This is a genomic window from Pseudomonas sp. BF-R-01 (assembly GCF_019946615.1).
GTDB lineage: Bacteria > Pseudomonadota > Gammaproteobacteria > Pseudomonadales > Pseudomonadaceae > Aquipseudomonas > Aquipseudomonas migulae.
This window is the reverse complement of sequence record NZ_JAGYFX010000042.1, coordinates 1-16153: the sequence shown is the minus strand read 5'-3', so window position 1 is coordinate 16153 and position 16153 is coordinate 1. Positions and strand designations below refer to the sequence as shown.

18 protein-coding genes are annotated in these 16153 nt (G+C 61.3%); 5 read left to right on the top strand and 13 right to left on the bottom strand.

Going from position 1 to position 16153, the window contains the following annotated elements; all coding sequences use genetic code 11:
* Positions 1 to 4: 4 nt before the first annotated feature.
* The 6 genes from rodA to KGB27_RS16880 all read right to left on the bottom strand — a co-directional run bounded on the left by rodA (position 5) and on the right by KGB27_RS16880 (position 6051).
* On the bottom strand, positions 5 to 1108 hold the full coding sequence (gene rodA, locus KGB27_RS16905) for a rod shape-determining protein RodA (protein WP_050550375.1): 1104 nt from the start codon (positions 1106 to 1108) through the stop codon (positions 5 to 7).
* A gap of 31 nt (positions 1109 to 1139) precedes the next feature.
* The gene (mrdA, locus tag KGB27_RS16900) at positions 1140 to 3035 is read right to left on the bottom strand and encodes a penicillin-binding protein 2 (protein ID WP_008035095.1); all 1896 of its coding nucleotides are present in this window, start codon (positions 3033 to 3035) and stop codon (positions 1140 to 1142) included.
* A 9-nt stretch (positions 3036 to 3044) separates the two neighbouring features.
* A complete protein-coding gene (gene rlmH / locus KGB27_RS16895) occupies positions 3045 to 3512 on the bottom strand; it encodes a 23S rRNA (pseudouridine(1915)-N(3))-methyltransferase RlmH (protein WP_223555406.1) in 468 nt (155 codons plus the stop codon).
* A 9-nt stretch (positions 3513 to 3521) separates the two neighbouring features.
* The gene (gene rsfS, locus KGB27_RS16890) at positions 3522 to 4016 is read right to left on the bottom strand and encodes a ribosome silencing factor (RefSeq protein WP_008035092.1); all 495 of its coding nucleotides are present in this window, start codon (positions 4014 to 4016) and stop codon (positions 3522 to 3524) included.
* Between the two features lie 72 nt (positions 4017 to 4088).
* On the bottom strand, positions 4089 to 4778 hold the full coding sequence (gene nadD, locus KGB27_RS16885; protein ID WP_263290089.1) for a nicotinate-nucleotide adenylyltransferase: 690 nt from the start codon (positions 4776 to 4778) through the stop codon (positions 4089 to 4091).
* A gap of 1 nt (position 4779) precedes the next feature.
* Positions 4780 to 6051, bottom strand: a complete 1272-nt coding sequence (locus tag KGB27_RS16880; protein WP_008035088.1) for a glutamate-5-semialdehyde dehydrogenase — start codon at positions 6049 to 6051, stop codon at positions 4780 to 4782.
* Between the two features lie 177 nt (positions 6052 to 6228).
* Here KGB27_RS16880 and KGB27_RS16875 point away from each other — a divergent pair, with 177 nt between their 5' ends.
* Together KGB27_RS16875 and KGB27_RS16870 are read left to right on the top strand one after the other, a co-directional pair.
* Positions 6229 to 6927 (top strand): DNA-3-methyladenine glycosylase, encoded by a 699-nt coding sequence (locus tag KGB27_RS16875; protein ID WP_032832881.1) that lies wholly within the window; start codon positions 6229 to 6231, stop codon positions 6925 to 6927.
* 178 nt (positions 6928 to 7105) lie between these two features.
* Positions 7106 to 8422 (top strand): bifunctional DedA family/phosphatase PAP2 family protein, encoded by a 1317-nt coding sequence (locus tag KGB27_RS16870; RefSeq protein WP_223555404.1) that lies wholly within the window; start codon positions 7106 to 7108, stop codon positions 8420 to 8422.
* Between the two features lie 54 nt (positions 8423 to 8476).
* On the opposite strand, the gene KGB27_RS16865 is transcribed toward KGB27_RS16870, so the two are convergent.
* The 4 genes from KGB27_RS16865 to KGB27_RS16850 form a co-directional block, all read right to left on the bottom strand.
* On the bottom strand, positions 8477 to 8644 hold the full coding sequence (locus KGB27_RS16865; RefSeq protein ID WP_008044534.1) for a hypothetical protein: 168 nt from the start codon (positions 8642 to 8644) through the stop codon (positions 8477 to 8479).
* 129 nt (positions 8645 to 8773) lie between these two features.
* Positions 8774 to 9364, bottom strand: coding sequence for an LON peptidase substrate-binding domain-containing protein (locus KGB27_RS16860; RefSeq protein WP_008035081.1), 591 nt, complete (start codon positions 9362 to 9364; stop codon positions 8774 to 8776).
* Positions 9365 to 9374: 10 nt separating this feature from the next.
* Positions 9375 to 10091, bottom strand: coding sequence for an LrgB family protein (locus KGB27_RS16855; protein ID WP_008035079.1), 717 nt, complete (start codon positions 10089 to 10091; stop codon positions 9375 to 9377).
* The gene (locus tag KGB27_RS16850) at positions 10088 to 10450 is read right to left on the bottom strand and encodes a CidA/LrgA family protein (protein ID WP_008044533.1); all 363 of its coding nucleotides are present in this window, start codon (positions 10448 to 10450) and stop codon (positions 10088 to 10090) included. Before KGB27_RS16850 ends, KGB27_RS16855 begins: the two co-directional genes overlap by 4 nt.
* 183 nt (positions 10451 to 10633) lie before the next feature.
* On the opposite strand from KGB27_RS16850, the gene KGB27_RS16845 reads away from it, so the two are divergent.
* The 3 genes from KGB27_RS16845 to KGB27_RS16835 all read left to right on the top strand — a co-directional run bounded on the left by KGB27_RS16845 (position 10634) and on the right by KGB27_RS16835 (position 13580).
* Positions 10634 to 11089 carry a MaoC family dehydratase gene (locus KGB27_RS16845; RefSeq protein ID WP_017341009.1) on the top strand — a complete coding sequence of 152 codons (456 nt, stop codon included), beginning with the start codon at positions 10634 to 10636 and terminating at the stop codon, positions 11087 to 11089.
* A gap of 103 nt (positions 11090 to 11192) precedes the next feature.
* A complete protein-coding gene (locus tag KGB27_RS16840; RefSeq protein WP_223555402.1) occupies positions 11193 to 12911 on the top strand; it encodes a C13 family peptidase in 1719 nt (572 codons plus the stop codon).
* 27 nt (positions 12912 to 12938) lie between these two features.
* Positions 12939 to 13580: an oxidoreductase gene (locus tag KGB27_RS16835; protein WP_008042977.1), complete on the top strand. Its 642-nt coding sequence runs from the start codon at positions 12939 to 12941 to the stop codon at positions 13578 to 13580.
* A gap of 133 nt (positions 13581 to 13713) precedes the next feature.
* Here the strand turns inward: KGB27_RS16835 and KGB27_RS16830 are convergent, their stop codons facing one another.
* Genes KGB27_RS16830 through mpl form a run of 3 tightly spaced genes read right to left on the bottom strand, consistent with a single transcriptional unit; the run spans position 13714 to position 15969 of the window.
* Entirely contained in the window at positions 13714 to 13998 is a 285-nt protein-coding gene (locus tag KGB27_RS16830) for a YceK/YidQ family lipoprotein (protein ID WP_008035760.1), read from the bottom strand.
* Complete coding sequence (gene ubiX / locus KGB27_RS16825; RefSeq protein WP_008035761.1) at positions 13991 to 14623, bottom strand: flavin prenyltransferase UbiX; 633 nt, start codon at positions 14621 to 14623, stop codon at positions 13991 to 13993. The genes KGB27_RS16830 and ubiX overlap by 8 nt, the downstream gene beginning before the upstream one ends.
* Positions 14620 to 15969: a UDP-N-acetylmuramate:L-alanyl-gamma-D-glutamyl-meso-diaminopimelate ligase gene (gene mpl / locus KGB27_RS16820; RefSeq protein WP_207285480.1), complete on the bottom strand. Its 1350-nt coding sequence runs from the start codon at positions 15967 to 15969 to the stop codon at positions 14620 to 14622. Before mpl ends, ubiX begins: the two co-directional genes overlap by 4 nt.
* Positions 15970 to 16153 lie beyond the last annotated feature (184 nt).

The following is a 16153-nucleotide window of genomic DNA, read 5'->3' as shown; positions in this document are numbered from 1 at the left end:
TTATTCAAACCTGTGCGATCCACTTGCGATGGGTATGGATCGACATCAAAACCCCAAACGCTGACAGCAGCGTTACCAGCGAAGTTCCTCCGTAGCTAATGAACGGCAACGGCACCCCTACAACCGGCAACAGGCCACTGACCATACCGATGTTGACGAAAACGTAAACAAAAAACGTCATGGTCAGGGCGCCCGCGAGCAGTTTGCCGAACAATGTCTGGGCCTGGGCGGTAATCACCAGCCCGCGACCGATCAACAGCAGGTAAATCAGCAGCAGTGCGCAGATACCCACCAGGCCGAACTCTTCACCCATCACCGCAATAATGAAGTCGGTGTGGCTTTCCGGCAGGAAATCGAGGTGCGATTGCGTGCCCAGCAGCCAACCCTTGCCGAACACGCCGCCGGAACCGATGGCGGCTTTCGACTGAATGATGTTCCAGCCGGTGCCCAGCGGATCGCTTTCCGGGTCGAGGAACGTCAGGATTCGTTGCTTCTGGTAGTCGTGCATGATGAAAAACCACATCCCCACGGCCACCGGCACGGCGGCGGCCAGCACGCTGATGATCCAGCGCCAGCGCAGCCCGCCCATGAACAAAACGAATGCGCCACCCGCCAGGATCAGCAGCGAAGTGCCGAGGTCGGGCTGACGCACGATCAGAATGAACGGCAAACCGATCAGGAACAGGCTGACGCCCACATGTTTGAGCTGCGGCGGCAAGGTGCGCTTGGACAAGTACCAGGCGATGGTCGCCGGCATCAGGATCTTCATGAACTCCGAAGGCTGGAAGCGGATCACCCCCGGAATGTTGATCCAGCGCGTCGCGCCCATGGCGTTGTGGCCCATGACGTCCACCACCACCAGCAACAGCACGCCGACGACATAAGCGACCGGCACCCAACGGGCCATGAAGCGCGGTTCGAATTGGGCGATGACAATCATCGACACCAGACCGATGCCGAACGAAGTGGCTTGCTTGGCCAGCAGGTCCCAGCTCTTGCCGCTGGCCGAATACAGCACGAACAGGCTGCCGGCGGCGAGGGTCAGCAGCAGGATCAGCAGCGGTCCGTCGATGTGCATGCGTTGCAACAGCGTCGCACGGCGACGCATCACATCCTCGCTGGAGAGGATGCGATCGAAATTACTCTTCACGGGCCGTAGCCTCCGCACTGATAGGGCTGGCGTATTCGGCTTTCAGTCGGCCGTCCTGGTCGAGGAGCCAGGCGTCCATGACTTGACGCACCACAGGCGCGGCGACACCGGAACCGGACTCGCCGTTCTCGACCATCACCGACACCACGATTTTCGGGTCGTCGGCCGGCGCGAAGCCGACAAACAAGGCGTGGTCGCGATGACGTTCCTGAACCTTCGAGCGGTCGTACTTCTCGCCCTGCTTGATCGCGACCACCTGGGCGGTACCACTTTTGCCGGCGATCCGGTATTGCGCGCCGATCGAAGCCTTGCGCGCCGTACCGCGCGCACCGTGCATCACTTGCTGCATGCCGTGGTTGACCCGGGTCCAGTCGGACGGATCGCGCAGGATGATGTCCGGCATCGGGTTGTCATCCTTCGGCCGCTCGCCTTCGACGGTCTTGGCCAGGTGCGGACGGTTCCACACGCCTTTGTTGGCCACCAGCGCCGTGGCCTGGGCCAGTTGCAGCGGCGTGGATTGCATGTAGCCCTGACCGATCCCGAGAATCAGCGTTTCACCCGGGAACCAGGCCTGGCGACGGGTCGCGCGCTTCCACTCACGGGACGGCATCAGCCCCGGCGACTCTTCGAACATGTCCAGCGAGACCTTTTGGCCGATGCCGAACTTGCCCATGTAGGCCGACAAGCGATCAATCCCCAGCTTGTGGGCCAGGTCATAGAAGTAGGTGTCGTTGGACCGCATGATCGCCGTGTCCAGATCGACGTAGCCGTCACCGGTACGGTTCCAGTTGCGATACTTGTGATCGTAATTGGGCAGCATGTAGTAGCCGGGGTCGAAGACCCTGGTCGACGCGGTGACAACGCCCGAGTCCAGGCCCGCAATGGCCACCGCTGGCTTGATGGTCGAACCCGGTGGGTAAAGGCCACGCAGCACGCGGTTGAACAACGGCCGGTCGATGGAATCACGCAGTTCGGAATAAGCCTTGAAGCTGATGCCGGTCACAAAAAGGTTCGGGTCGAAACTCGGCTGACTGACCATTGCCAGCACTTCGCCGGTTTTCGGGTCCAGCGCGACCACCGCACCACGGCGACCACCGAGTGCCGCTTCGGCCGCTTCCTGCAACTTGATGTCCAGGCTCAGGACGATGTCCTTGCCGGGAATCGGATCGGTACGCTTGAGCACCCGCAAAACGCGGCCTCGTGCGTTGGTTTCGACTTCTTCGTAACCCACCTGACCATGCAGCTCGGGCTCGTAGAAACGCTCGATGCCGGTCTTGCCGATGTGGTGGGTGCCGCTGTAATTGACCGGATCGAGAGACTTCAGCTCTTTCTCGTTGATCCGCCCCATGTAACCCACCGAGTGCGCAAAGTGCGCGCCCTGCGGGTAATGCCGCACCAGCTGCGCAACCACTTCCACACCCGGGAGGCGGAACTGGTTCACGGCGATGCGGGCGATCTGCTCTTCGGTCAGCTCGAACAGGATCGGCACCGGCTCGAATGGCCGACGCCCCTGGCGCATGCGTTTCTCGAAGATCACCCGATCCTCGGGCGTCAGCTCCAGCACTTCGACGATCACGTCGAGCACTTGCTGCCAGTCGCCGGAACGCTCGCGGGTCATGCTCAGGCTGAAGCTGGGCCGGTTGTCGGCCACCACCACGCCATTGCGGTCGAAGATCAATCCGCGGGTCGGCGGAATCGGCTGCACATGGACGCGGTTGTTTTCCGACAGGGTCGAGTGGTACTCGTACTGGATCACCTGGAGGAAATACAGGCGAGCGATCAGCACGCCGATCAGCACCACCACTGCAATAGCCCCGAACACGACGCGGCCACGCACCAGACGGGCGTCTTTTTCGTGGTCCTTGATGCGGATCGGCTGGGACATGAGGCAGAACTACTTGTGGTAAGGGTGACCGGACAGAACTGTCCAGGCACGGTACAGCTGTTCGCCGATCAGAATCCGCACCAGCGGGTGCGGCAACGTCAACGGTGACAACGACCAGCGCTGATCGGCCCGCGCACACACTTCCGGCGCCAGCCCTTCGGGGCCGCCGACCATGAAATTCACCGTGCGCGAGTCCAGCCGCCAGCGATCGAGCTCGACCGCAAACTGCTCGGTACTCCAGGGCTTGCCGTGGACTTCGAGGGTGACAACGCGCTCGTTCGGCCCGACCTTGGCCAGCATGGCTTCGCCTTCCTGACGGATGAAGCGTGCCACGTCGGCGTTCTTGCCACGGGTGTTGAGCGGTATTTCCACCAGTTCCAGCGCCAGCTCGGACGGAAGACGCTTGGCATATTCATGCCAGCCTTCTTCCACCCACTTGGGCATGCGTGAACCGACGGCGATCAGTCGCAGTCGCACAGCAATCCCTTACAGCTGGTCTTTGTTGAGCTTGGTGAAATGCTCGTGGGTGTTTTCCGGGCTGTGATGCGCAGCGCTGGCCGAACGGCTCTGCTCTGCACCGGCCCACAGGCGCTCCAGGTCGTAGAACTGGCGAGCCGAGGCGGTCATCATGTGCACGATGACGTCGTCCATATCCAGCAGGACCCAGTCGCTGTCGCCCTTGCCTTCTTCACCCAAAGGCTTGACGCCCTGGGCTTTGACGGCTTCGCGGACCTTGTCCAGCATGGCGCCGATCTGGCGGTTGGACGTACCGGTAGCGATGATCATGAAGTCAGTAATGCTCTGCTTTTCACGAACGTCGATGACCTGGATGTCCTGGGCCTTCACGTCTTCCAGGGCTGCCACGGCAACCTTGACCAGCGCTTCGCCAGCCAGCTCAGGGCCGGTTGGAGCTTCTACTGGCAGCGGGGCGCTCTTGAATGTGCCTTTGCGCTTTACTTTAGCTACGTCTTTGTCAGTCATATAAAACTCGTTTTGCTCGTATGTTCGGGCGCTTCGCTACACGCATTCACGTGCCTTGAAGCGCACCCTTTTTCAGTTCGACGCACGGTAAAGTCCGTGCGCATCGATGTAGGCCAGGACCGCGTCGGGCACCAGGAAACGTACCGACTTACCGCTGGCCAGCAGTTGACGGATCTGGGTGGCGGATACCGCGAGCGGCGTCTGCCAGACGAATGCAATCTGTCCGCTCGGCCCTTTAAGGGCCAGCGGGTCGCTCACCGAGCGCGCTGCCAGCAGGTTGCGCAAGGCATCCGGCGGTTCGCTGTCGGCATCCGGGCGTTGCAGCACCAGGATGTGGCAATGCTGGAGCAACTCTTCCCAGCGGTGCCAAGTGGGCAGGCCGCAAAATGCGTCCCAGCCCAAAAGTAGAAAAACCTGGTCTTCAGCGGCCAGTTCGGCACGCATCAGTTCCAGGGTGTCGATGGTGTAGGACGGCTTGTCCCGCTGCAATTCGCGGGCGTCCACCACCAACGGCGCCACACCGGCCACCGCGCACTCGACCATCGCCAGACGGTCCTTCGCCGACACCTGCGGCGTACTGCGATGCGGCGGCCTGGCACTGGGTGTCAGGCGTAACTCGTCGAGCGCCAGCGCTTCGGCGACTTCCAGCGCACCGCGCAAATGGCCGATGTGCACCGGGTCGAACGTCCCGCCCAGCATGCCGATACGCCGAGGCGCAGGTTCGCTGGTGGTTACCGGGGCCGACGGATTAAGGTCGCCCAAGTCAGACCGACGCCTGGCCGCGCAACTGGCCATCACCGACCACGATGTACTTCTCGCAGGTCAGACCTTCGAGACCCACCGGGCCGCGGGCGTGCAGCTTATCAGTAGAAATGCCAATCTCGGCACCCAATCCGTATTCGAAGCCATCAGCGAAGCAGGTCGGGGTGTTGATCATCACCGACGACGAATCGACTTCCGCGACGAAACGCCGGGTGTCTGCAAGGTTTTCGCTGACGATCGAATCGGTGTGATGGGAGCCGTACTTATTAATGTGCTCGATGGCCTGGTCCAGCCCGTCGACCACGCGGATCGAGAGGATCGGCGCCAGGTACTCGGTGTGCCAGTCTTCTTCAGTGGCCACTGCGGCATCAATGATCGCCCGAGTGCGCTCGCATCCCCGCAGTTCAACGCCTTTTTCGCGGAACTGGGCAGCCATCGACGGCAGGAAATCTTTGGCAACGGTTTGATCCACCAACAACGTCTCCATCGCACCGCAAATGCCATAACGGTAAGTCTTGGCATTGAAGGCAATACGCTGGGCCTTCGGCAGATCGGCGTGGGCACTGACGTAAACGTGGCAGATACCGTCCAGATGCTTGATCACCGGCACGCGCGCATCACGGCTGACGCGTTCGATCAGGCCACGGCCGCCACGGGGCACGATGACGTCGACGTATTCAGGCATGGTGATCAGCGCGCCAACGGCGGCACGGTCGGTGGTTTCGACCACTTGAACCACGGCGGCCGGCAGATCGGCTTCGGCCAGGCCGCGCTGGATGCAGGCGGCGATGGCACGGTTGGAATGAATCGCTTCGGAACCGCCGCGCAGGATGGTCGCGTTGCCGGACTTCAGGCACAGGCTGGCGGCGTCGATGGTCACGTTGGGCCGGGATTCGTAAATGATCCCGATCACGCCCAGCGGCACACGCATCTTGCCGACCTGAATCCCCGACGGACGGAAGCTCATGTCGCGAATGGCGCCGACCGGGTCCGGCAACGCTGCAACCTGGCGCAAACCGACGATCATGCCGTCGATACGCTCCGGGGTCAGCGCCAGACGTTCCAGCAGCGCAGGTTCCAGGCCATTGGCTCGACCAGCCGCCAGATCCAGCTCATTGGCGGCCGTCAGCTCGGCACGCGCGGCATCCAGCGCATTGGCAGCCGCCTGCAAGGCGCGGTTTTTCTGCGCGGTGCTGGCACGGCCGATGATGCGCGACGCTTCACGGGCGGCGCGACCCAGGCGGGTCATGTAGTCGAGAACGGACTCAGTCATTGTCTGCTGTGATCTTGGCAAAGATGAAAGCGGCAGATTATAGCTGTCGCGTCCCCTGACTAACAGCGGTGACGGGCGGATGGTCGAAATGGAGGGCAATTTGCCGACGTTCAGCCGTGATTAAGCTGCAAATTGTTATCATCACGACTCAATCAGCTTTGATAAATGCCGTTCATCATGTCCAACCTGACTGTTCGTGCGACCGCTGCGGGCCTGCCCACCGGGCTCCCGGACGCATTTTTCGACCGGGATGCGCAAACGCTGGCCCGGGATTTACTTGGCAAAGTCATCCGGCATCGGGTCGGTGAACTGTGGCTCAGCGCCCGGATCATCGAGACCGAAGCCTATTACTTCGAAGAAAAAGGCAGCCATGCCTCTCTCGGCTACACAGAAAAGCGTAAGGCTTTGTTTCTGGATGGCGGCCACATCTATATGTATTACGCCCGGGGCGGCGACTCCCTGAATTTCAGCGCTCAAGGTCCGGGCAATGCGGTTTTGATCAAATCCGCTTATCCGTGGGTCGATGAGTTGAGCGGCCCGGCAAGCCTGGCGCAGATGCTGCTGAACAATCCCGACGCCCAGGGCCGCCCTCGCCCGTCGCAAAAACTCTGTGCCGGGCAAACGCTGTTGTGCAAGGCGCTGGGTTTGAAGGTGCCGGTATGGGACGCCAAGCGTTTTGATCATGAAGTGCTGCTGGTGGAGGATGTCGGCCCGGCGCCGGGTCACATCATTCAAACCACACGCCTGGGTATTCCCCATGGGCGCGATGAGCATCTGATGTACCGCTTCGTCGACGCGGCTTACGCGCCGTATTGCACGCGAAACCCGCTGCGACGGGGGCAGGTCGAAGGTCGCGATTATTTTTTGCTGACCTGAATAATTGTGCCCCCCCCCTGTAGGAGCGAGCCTGCTCGCGATAGCGGTCTGACAGTCGAAGCAGATGTTGCCTGACACTCCGCCATCGCGAGCAAGCTTGCTCCTACAAGGGTCTGTAGTGTTTTGAAGAGTGCGTTCGGCCCTTGAGGCCAATTGATTATTCAATGGAGTTGTTTTTATGGGCCCATGGCTCGATAGCGTGACCGGATGGCTGACGGTCAACCCGCAATGGCTGGCTGCGGCGGTGTTCATCGTGGCCTTCGTGGAATGCCTGGCGATTGCCGGACTGATCGTACCCGGCACGGTGTTGCTGTTTGCCGTCGCCGTGCTGGCTGGCAGCGGTGCACTGTCGTTGAGCGAAACCTTGCTGCTGGGATTCGTCGCCGGCGTGCTGGGCGATATCGTTTCCTACTTTGTCGGGCGACATTTCCATCAGAACATCCGGCGCCTGCCCGGCCTGCGCCATCACCCGGAGTGGATCGCCGGTGCCGAGGCTTACTTCCAGCGCTATGGCATCGCCAGCCTGCTGGTCGGACGATTCATCGGGCCACTAAGGCCGATGCTGCCGATGGTCGCCGGGATGTTCGACATGCCGTTCCCGCGCTTCGTCGCCGTCAGCCTGTTGGCCACTGCCGGCTGGAGCGTCGCCTACCTGCTGCCCGGCTGGGCCACGGGCGCGGCGATTCGCCTGCCATTACCGGAAGGTTTCTGGCCTGAGGCCGGGATCGTCGCCGGCAGCATCGCCGTGATGATCGGCCTGAGCGCAACCAGCAGCCTGCGCCGCCATCGCAAGGCCACGATACTGATCGCCAGCATGAGCTTGTTGATTCTGGCCGGATTGTTTATCGGCTACCCGCACCTCACCGCTCTCGACCAGGGCTTGATGACACTGGTGCAGGAACACCGCAGCCCGATGCTCGATGAAGTCGCCGTGACTTTCACGCTGATCGGCGAGTTCCGCAACATGCTGCTGTTCAGCGCCCTGCTCACCGTTTTGCTGCTGCTGACCCGGCAATGGCGACAGGCGATTTTCGCTGGCAGCACGCTGCTCGTCACCGCACTCGGTAATACGTTCACCAAACACTTTTTCGCCCGGTTGCGCCCGGAAGTCCTGAGCGACCCGCTTACCAGCTACAGCATGCCCAGCGGCCATGCCTCGGGCTCTTTCGCGCTGTTTCTGACGCTCGCCGTGCTGGCCGGTCGCGGACAACCGCCAAGGATGCGCCTGACCTGGTTGCTGCTGGGTTGCCTGCCGGCGCTGGCGATTGCCTTGTCGCGCGTGTACCTGGGCGCGCACTGGCCAACGGATGTGCTGGCCGGCGCCATGCTGGCGGCGTGCGTGTGTGCGGCGAGCCTGGGGTTGAGTCAGCGCCAGACACCGCTCAACGCCATGCCACCCAAAGTCTGGTGGCTGGTGTTGCCGGCGATGGTGGTGTTATTCGGCTTCTTTGCGTTGCGGCATTTACCGCACGCAATGTTGCGGTATGCCTATTGATCGAACACAAAAAGCCCGAGCATTGCTCGGGCTTTTTTTATCCAGCGAAATTGTTCAAGTACGTCGAGCTTCGCGTTTTTCGATCAGCGCATCCGCGGCATCGGCGGCAGCCTGAGCAGCGACTTCATAGTTGAATCGCTGTTGACTCTTCAGCACTACCAGCATGACCTCAACGGCGCATTGATCCCAGATAGCCTGTTTTTGTGTTGCGTCGGAATCCATTTACATCTTCCTTTTCAAGTGTGAACCCACTTCCTGTGGGCAGACTTGAAACTATGCGTATCCGTTGCTTCCGACAATGCTGGCCTGAGGCCCAAACTGCTACCAAATGCGTTCATCAGCCCTTCGCTTTCAAGCGAACAACTCACCCTGCAATTCATCGAGCAGCGCCTGGATCGCATCCAGTCGTTGCTGCGGATCGTCGAGTTGCAGCAGGTCGATCTTGTCCACCTCGGCGAATGGCAGCAGGTACGCCAACTGATTGGCCAGCGACTGTTGCCCGGTCGCTTCGGTGCCCATGTTCAGCGCTTCGACCATCGGGTGTTCGGCCAGGGCCTTGAGCAGTGCGACGAGGTCGGCATCCTCATCCTGCAAGGGTTGCTCTGGCTCGTCTTCCAGCCACTCGACCTCGGCGACGGTCAACTGATCGCGCTGAACCTCGGTGCGCAATACGTGAAAGCGCCGCCCGCCCTGCACCCGAATGCCCAGCAGGCCATTGTCCTGCTGCTTGAAATCGGTGATCAGCGCCTCACACCCGACCAGCGCATAACCTGACGGGGCGATGCCGACCTCTTCACCCTCAAGAATGCACACCACGCCGAAGCCGCCGCCCTGTTTCATGCAGCGACCAATCATGTCCAGGTAGCGCGCCTCGAAAATCTGCAAGTCGAGGATGCAGCCCGGAAACAGCACCGTATTCAGCGGGAAAAGCGGCAGGCTCATAGACATTTCCTTACACCACCATCGACACCGCCAACGGCAGGAACACCGCCGTGGCCACGCCCATCAGACTCATCGCCAGCGCCGCGAAGGCGCCGCATTCTTCACTTTCCTGCATCGCCACTGCCGTGCCCACCGCATGGGCGGTCATACCCAGCGCCATGCCGCGCGCCTCGGGGCTGTGGACGCCGAGCCGGTTCAGCAGGCTCGGCCCAAAGATCGCCCCGATCACGCCGGTGATCAACACAAAAACCGCCGCCAGCGCCGCGACGCCGCCGATCTGTTCGGCCACCAGCATGGCGATCGGCGAGGTCACCGACTTCGGCGCCATGGTCATCAGGATCATGTGCTCGGCACCAAACGACCACCCCAGCAACACGCCCATGCCGGTGGCAATCACGCCACCTATCACCAGCGTAGTAAATATCGGCCAGAACAACTGCCGAATCCGCCGCAGGTTGAGGTAAAGCGGCACGGCCAGCGCAACGGTGGCCGGGCCGAGCAAAATACTGAGGATCTCGGTGCTCTTGCGGTACTCGGCGTAGGTCAGGCCGCAGCCGACCAGCACGCCAATGACCAACAGCATGGAGACCAGCACCGGCTGCAGAAAAATCCAGCGGGTTTTCTCGAACGCCGCCAACACCAGCTGATAGGCGCCGAGGGTGATGCCGATGCCGAACAATGGATGATGAATCACCGACACCCAGGCGCCCTGCCAGTCGAAGATCATTGCGAGTCCTCGCGGTGCGCGTGGCGTTTGACCATGCGTTGCATCAGCACACCGGCGAACGCCATGGACAGCAGCAGCGACAACACCAGTGCGCCGACGATGGCCCAGAAGTCCGCGGCAATGTCCTTGGCGTAAACCATCACGCCCACGGCCGGCGGCACCAGCAACAACGGCAGGTAACGCAGCAGGCTGCCGGCCGCCAGGCTCAACGGCTCGCCGACCTGGCCACGGCTGATCAGGAACACCAGCAGAAGCAGCAGGCCGATGATCGGCCCCGGCAGCACCGGCAAAAACAAATGGTTGATGGCGGTGCCCAGCAATTGGAACAACACCAGCCAGGTCAGGCCACGTAACAACATCCGTCCTCTCCCCCGAAAAATCGCGCCCGGCATTATAAGCATGCCAACGCTATAGACCGGCATTCGCCAAAAGCATGGTCAGTTGACCGGAGCAATTTGCCATGTTGATCTAAAGTGGTAATCCGGGAGGTCAAATCCCCCCACCTCAAAACTATAAAACCGATGAACCCAAGGAGAGTCTCAATGCCCTATGTTCCAGTTGCAGAGCTCAAAGATTATGTCGGCAAGGAACTTGGACGTTCCGAATGGCTAACTATCGATCAGGAGCGCATCAACCTGTTCGCCGAAGCCACTGGAGACTATCAGTTCATCCACGTCGACCCGGTCAAAGCCGCGCAAACGCCATTTGGCAGCACCATTGCCCACGGTTTCCTGTCGCTGTCGCTGATCCCGAAACTGATGGAAGACATCCTCATCCTGCCTGAAGGCTTGAAGATGGTGGTCAATTACGGCCTCGACAGCGTGCGGTTCATTCAGCCGGTCAAGGTCAATTCGAAAGTGCGCCTCAAGGTCGACCTGACCGAAGTCACCGAGAAGAAGCCCGGCCAATGGCTGCTCAAGGCCACCGCCACGCTCGAGATCGAAGGTTCGGAAAAACCGGCCTATATCGCCGAGCCACTGTCGCTCTGCTTCGTGTAAACGCTCCCGGATGCGAAGCAGCTCACGCTGTTTCGCGACCTCTCTCTATATCTCAGTCATAGAGCTGCGGCATACTCGGTCGCCTAATTGCCCGGATCCCGCTATGCGCTCACTTGCACTCATTGCCTTGACCCTGATGCTCACCGCTTGCGGCGACAGCGAATCGCTGTTGCCGCCCGATGCGCGCCTGCCGGACGGCGGCCGCTATCGCGGTGACCTGGTCAACGGATTGCTGCAAGGCCAGGGTCGCGTCGATTACCCGAACGGCAGCTGGTACGCCGGCAGTTTCGACAAGGGCCAGTGGCACGGCCAGGGCGAATGGCACGGCAGCAACGGCGAGCTGTATCGCGGCAATTTCAACCTGGGGCTGTTCGACGGCCAGGGCACGCTGACCACCAGCGGCAGCAGCTACACCGGCGGCTTCAAGGCGGGTCGGCGCGAAGGCGAAGGCACCCTCAAAGAAAACGGCATGACCTACCGCGGCGAATTCAAGGCCGATCAATATTCGGGGCTCGGCCGTCTGGAACTCGAAGACGGCAGCTCGTATCAAGGCCAGTTCGCCCATGGCAAACCCAACGGCGAAGGCCAGCGTGGCGACGCCAGCGGCAATCAGTTCACCGGGCATTTCAAGGGCGGTCAGCTGGAAGGCAACGGGACATTCAACAGCGCTGAAGGCGACATTTACGTCGGCAGCTTCAAGAACAACCAACTGCATGGCAAGGGCCGCTACGAGAACGCCGACGGCGATGTCTGGCTCGGCCAGTTCAAGGAAGGCTCGCTGAATGGCAAAGGCGAGTTGATCGGCGCGGATGGCAGCCACTATATCGGCCAGTTCAGCGACTGGCGCTTCACCGGTCAGGGTCGACTGAACCTTTCAGATGGCAGCTTCTACATCGGCCAGTTCGACGGCGACAATTATCAGGGACGCGGCACGCTGGTGCTGACCGATGGCACCGTGCAGAGCGGCACGTGGGCCAATGGTCAGCGAGTACGCGATGCCGACGGCAAGCTGTTGCCCGACAGCCTTGAACTCGGATTGCTGGCACAGGGCCGCTTGCTCGAAGACGCGCTGGCCAATGTGCCGGCTTCGACCCCGGCGATCGAGTTGTACACCTTGACTGTCGGCGGTGACGGCAAGCAGAGCGTGTTCCTGCGTGAATCCGATTACGTCAGCAACATGCTCACCAGCCGTTTCGGTGCGTTTGGCCAGATCCGCCTGGTGAACCATCGCGACCACCTCGTCGACCGGCCGATGGCCACCCGGGAAAACCTGCGCCGTGCGGCGCTGACGCTGGCCGAGCGCAGCGGCCCGGAAGACCTGATCTTCATCTACCTGACCAGCCACGGCACCAGCGAGCACGAACTGGTGCTCGACCAGCCACGCATGGAGCTGTCCGACCTGCCGGCCAACGAACTCGGCGCCGTGCTCGCCCCGCTGAAAAACCGCGACAAGATCATCGTGATTTCGTCTTGCTACTCCGGTGGTTTCATCCCCGCCCTGAAGGACGAACGCACCCTGATCATGACTGCGTCGCGCGCCGACCGCGTGTCCTTCGGGTGCTCGGAAGAAGCCAACTTCACCTACTTCGGCGACGCGCTGTTCGCCCAGGCCCTGAACCAGACCGACGACCTGGAACAAGCCTTCAAGCTGGCCAAGGCCTCCGTGGCCGAGCGTGAATTGGCGGACAGTTTCGAAGCCTCTGAACCGCAAATCTGGGCGCCGAAAACCGTTCTCTCCCATTGGCAGCTGTTACGTAAACAGCAGGCACGAAAAGCGCTACAAAGTGTCTCTATCGACAGCAAGGACGCAAAGAGCAACTAAGCTGATCAGTATCAAGGGGGACATATTATGTACTTGACGCCTCAGCACGTATTGCTTGCCGGAGCTACCGGGTTAACCGGTGAACACTTGCTTGATCGCCTGCTCAACGAGCCCACGATCACGCGCGTATTGGCCCCCTCACGCCGGCCGCTGGCCGAGCATCCGCATCTGGAAAACCCGGTCGGCGACCCGGCGATGTTCCTGCCGCAACTCAGCGGTCGCGTCGACATCGCCTACTGCTGCCTCGGCACCACGATCAAACAGGCCGGCTCGGAAGCGGCGTTCCGCGCGGTCGATCTGGACATGGTAGTGGCCTTCGCCAAACGGGCGCGGGAAATGGGTGCGCGACACTTGATTGTGATCAGCGCTCTGGGGGCTGATCGCAGGTCCTCGGTTTTCTACAACCGGGTCAAAGGCGAGATGGAGTACGCATTGCGCGCACAAAACTGGCCACAGCTGACCATTTGTCGACCTTCGGTGTTGCTGGGTGAGCGCCTCGAACCGCGCCTGGCCGAGCAGGTCGCCGGTCCGTTGTCCCGCTTGATCCCCGGCAAATACCGCGGCATCGAAGCTTGCCAACTGGCCAGGGCGATGTGGCGACTGGCGCTGGAAGAGCAGGATGGGATACGGATTGTCGAGTCGGATGAGTTGAGGAAGCTAGGCAAATAATTCTTTGTCGTTTGAGCGGACGCCTTCGCGGGCAAGCCTCGCTCCTACAGGGTCAATGGTGAACCTGTAGGAGCGAGCGGTGCGGCGGTCCGACTTGCCCGCGAAGGCCGCAACACCGATCTAACGCCGAACGCTACAACCCACCCGTCGCCTGAAAACTCACGCCGATCACCGTCAACACCGACAACGGCAACAGCAACGTATCAAGCAACGCGCTGGCCGGCAGATCGACACCCGGATAACTCGGCGCCTCCGCCCCAAAACGATCCATCGCACAGCAACCGCCATTCAGGGCGTACAAATCCAGGCGCGTGCCCGCATACACCACCGGCGCCCCCGGTTTGGCAGCATCCAGCGTGCGTGCCGTGGCGCACCCCGCCAGTTGCAGCGCCAGCACAATCGTCAGCAGCTTATTCATCGCTGGTCAGATGATGCTCGCCCCAACGCGGCAGCATGTCTTGTGGAATGTTCAGCAGGTTGAGAATCCGCGCCACCACGAAATCGATCAGGTCATCGATGGTCTGCGGCTGATGATAGAAGCCCGGCGACGCAGGCAAAATGGTCACACCCATGTTCGACAACTTGAGCATGTGCTCCAGATGAATGCTCGAATATGGCGCTTCACGCGGCACCAGAATCAGCTGGCGACGCTCCTTCAGCGTGACATCGGCGGCGCGCTCGATCAGGTTGTTGCAGGCACCGGTGGCAATGGCCGACAGCGTACCGGTCGAACACGGCACGACCACCATCGCCGACGGCGCACCGGAGCCCGAGGCCACCGGTGACATCCAGTCTTCCTTGCCGTACACCCGAATCTGCCCGGCGGCAGCGCCGGTGTACTCGGTGAGGAAGGCCTGCATCATTTGGGTTTTCGGCGGCAGCGTGACGTCAGTCTCGGTGGCCATCACCAGTTGCGCAGCCTTGGAAATCAGGAAGTGCACCTCGCGGTCTTCGCGGATCAGGCAGTCCAGCAGGCGCAAACCATACTGGGCGCCCGAAGCGCCGGTCATCGCCAGCGTGATGCGTTCCGGGCCGTTGTTCATTGCAGCGCCTCGGCGAGTTTGCCGTGCAGGCCGCCGAAGCCGCCGTTGCTCATGATCACCACGTGAGTGCCGGGCTGCGCCTGGCTCTTCACACGGTCGATGATGCCTTCCAGTGATTCGCTGACAATCGACGGCACACTGCACAGCGCGGCGGTCGCGCCCAAATCCCAACCGAGGTTGGCCGGTGCGTACCAGATCACCTGATCGGCATCGACCACGCTTTCCGGCAAACCGTCGCGGTGCGCGCCAAGTTTCATGGAGTTGGAGCGCGGCTCGATGATGGCGATCAGCGGCGCGTCGCCGATGCGTTTGCGCAGACCGTCGAGGGTCGTGGCGATGGCCGTCGGGTGATGGGCAAAATCGTCATAGATGGTAATGCCGCGGACCTCGGCGACTTTCTCCATACGGCGCTTCACGCTTTTGAACGCGCTCAACGCGGCAATGCCCATCGATGGCACAACACCGACATGCCGCGCGGCTGCCAAGGTGGCCAGTGCGTTGGCAACGTTATGCTGGCCGGTCATGTCCCAATCGACCACGCCTTGAGCGACGCCTTCGAACATCACTTCGAATTTCGAACCGTCTTCGCTCAGCAGTTTGACCTGCCACTGACCACCGGCGCCGGTGGTTTGCACCGGGGTCCAGCAGCCCATCTCGATCACGCGCTGCAATGCCGGCTCGGTGGTCGGATGGATCACCAGGCCTTCGCTCGGGATGGTCCGCACCAAATGGTGGAACTGTCGCTCGATGGCTGGCAGATCGGGGAAGATGTCAGCGTGATCGAACTCCAGGTTGTTCAGGATCGCCGTGCGCGGGCGGTAGTGAACGAACTTGGAGCGCTTGTCGAAGAACGCACTGTCGTACTCGTCGGCTTCGATCACGAAGAACGGCGTGCCGCCCAGACGCGCCGACACCGAGAAATTCTGCGGCACGCCGCCGATCAGGAAACCGGGGCTCATGCCCGCGTGTTCCAGCACCCAGGCCAGCATGCTGCTGGTGGTGGTTTTGCCGTGCGTACCGGCGACGGCCAGCACCCAGCGCCCCTGCAGCACGTGATCGGCCAACCATTGCGGACCGGAGACGTATGGCAGGCCTTTGTTCAGTACGTATTCAACAGCCGGGTTGCCGCGGGACATGGCGTTGCCGATGACCACCAGATCCGGCGCCGGATCGAGCTGCGCGGGGTCATAACCTTGGGTCAGTTCAATGCCCTGCGCCTCGAGCTGAGTGCTCATCGGCGGATAGACGTTGGCATCGGAGCCGGTCACGTGATGGCCCAGCTCTTTGGCCAGAACCGCCATCGAACCCATGAAAGTGCCGCAGATACCAAGAATATGAATGTGCATTAGTCGACCTCGTAAAACATGGCCGCAGGTTAGCGTAGGGAGGCGAAAATCGCACCTTTGTTTCGTGTCAGCCTCTGTAGGAGCCCGGCTTGCTGGCGATGACGTCCTTGAAATCGCCATCGCCGGCAAGCCGGGCTCCTACAGGTCCGGCGTTTTAACCGAAGAATGGGAAACGCCCCATTTT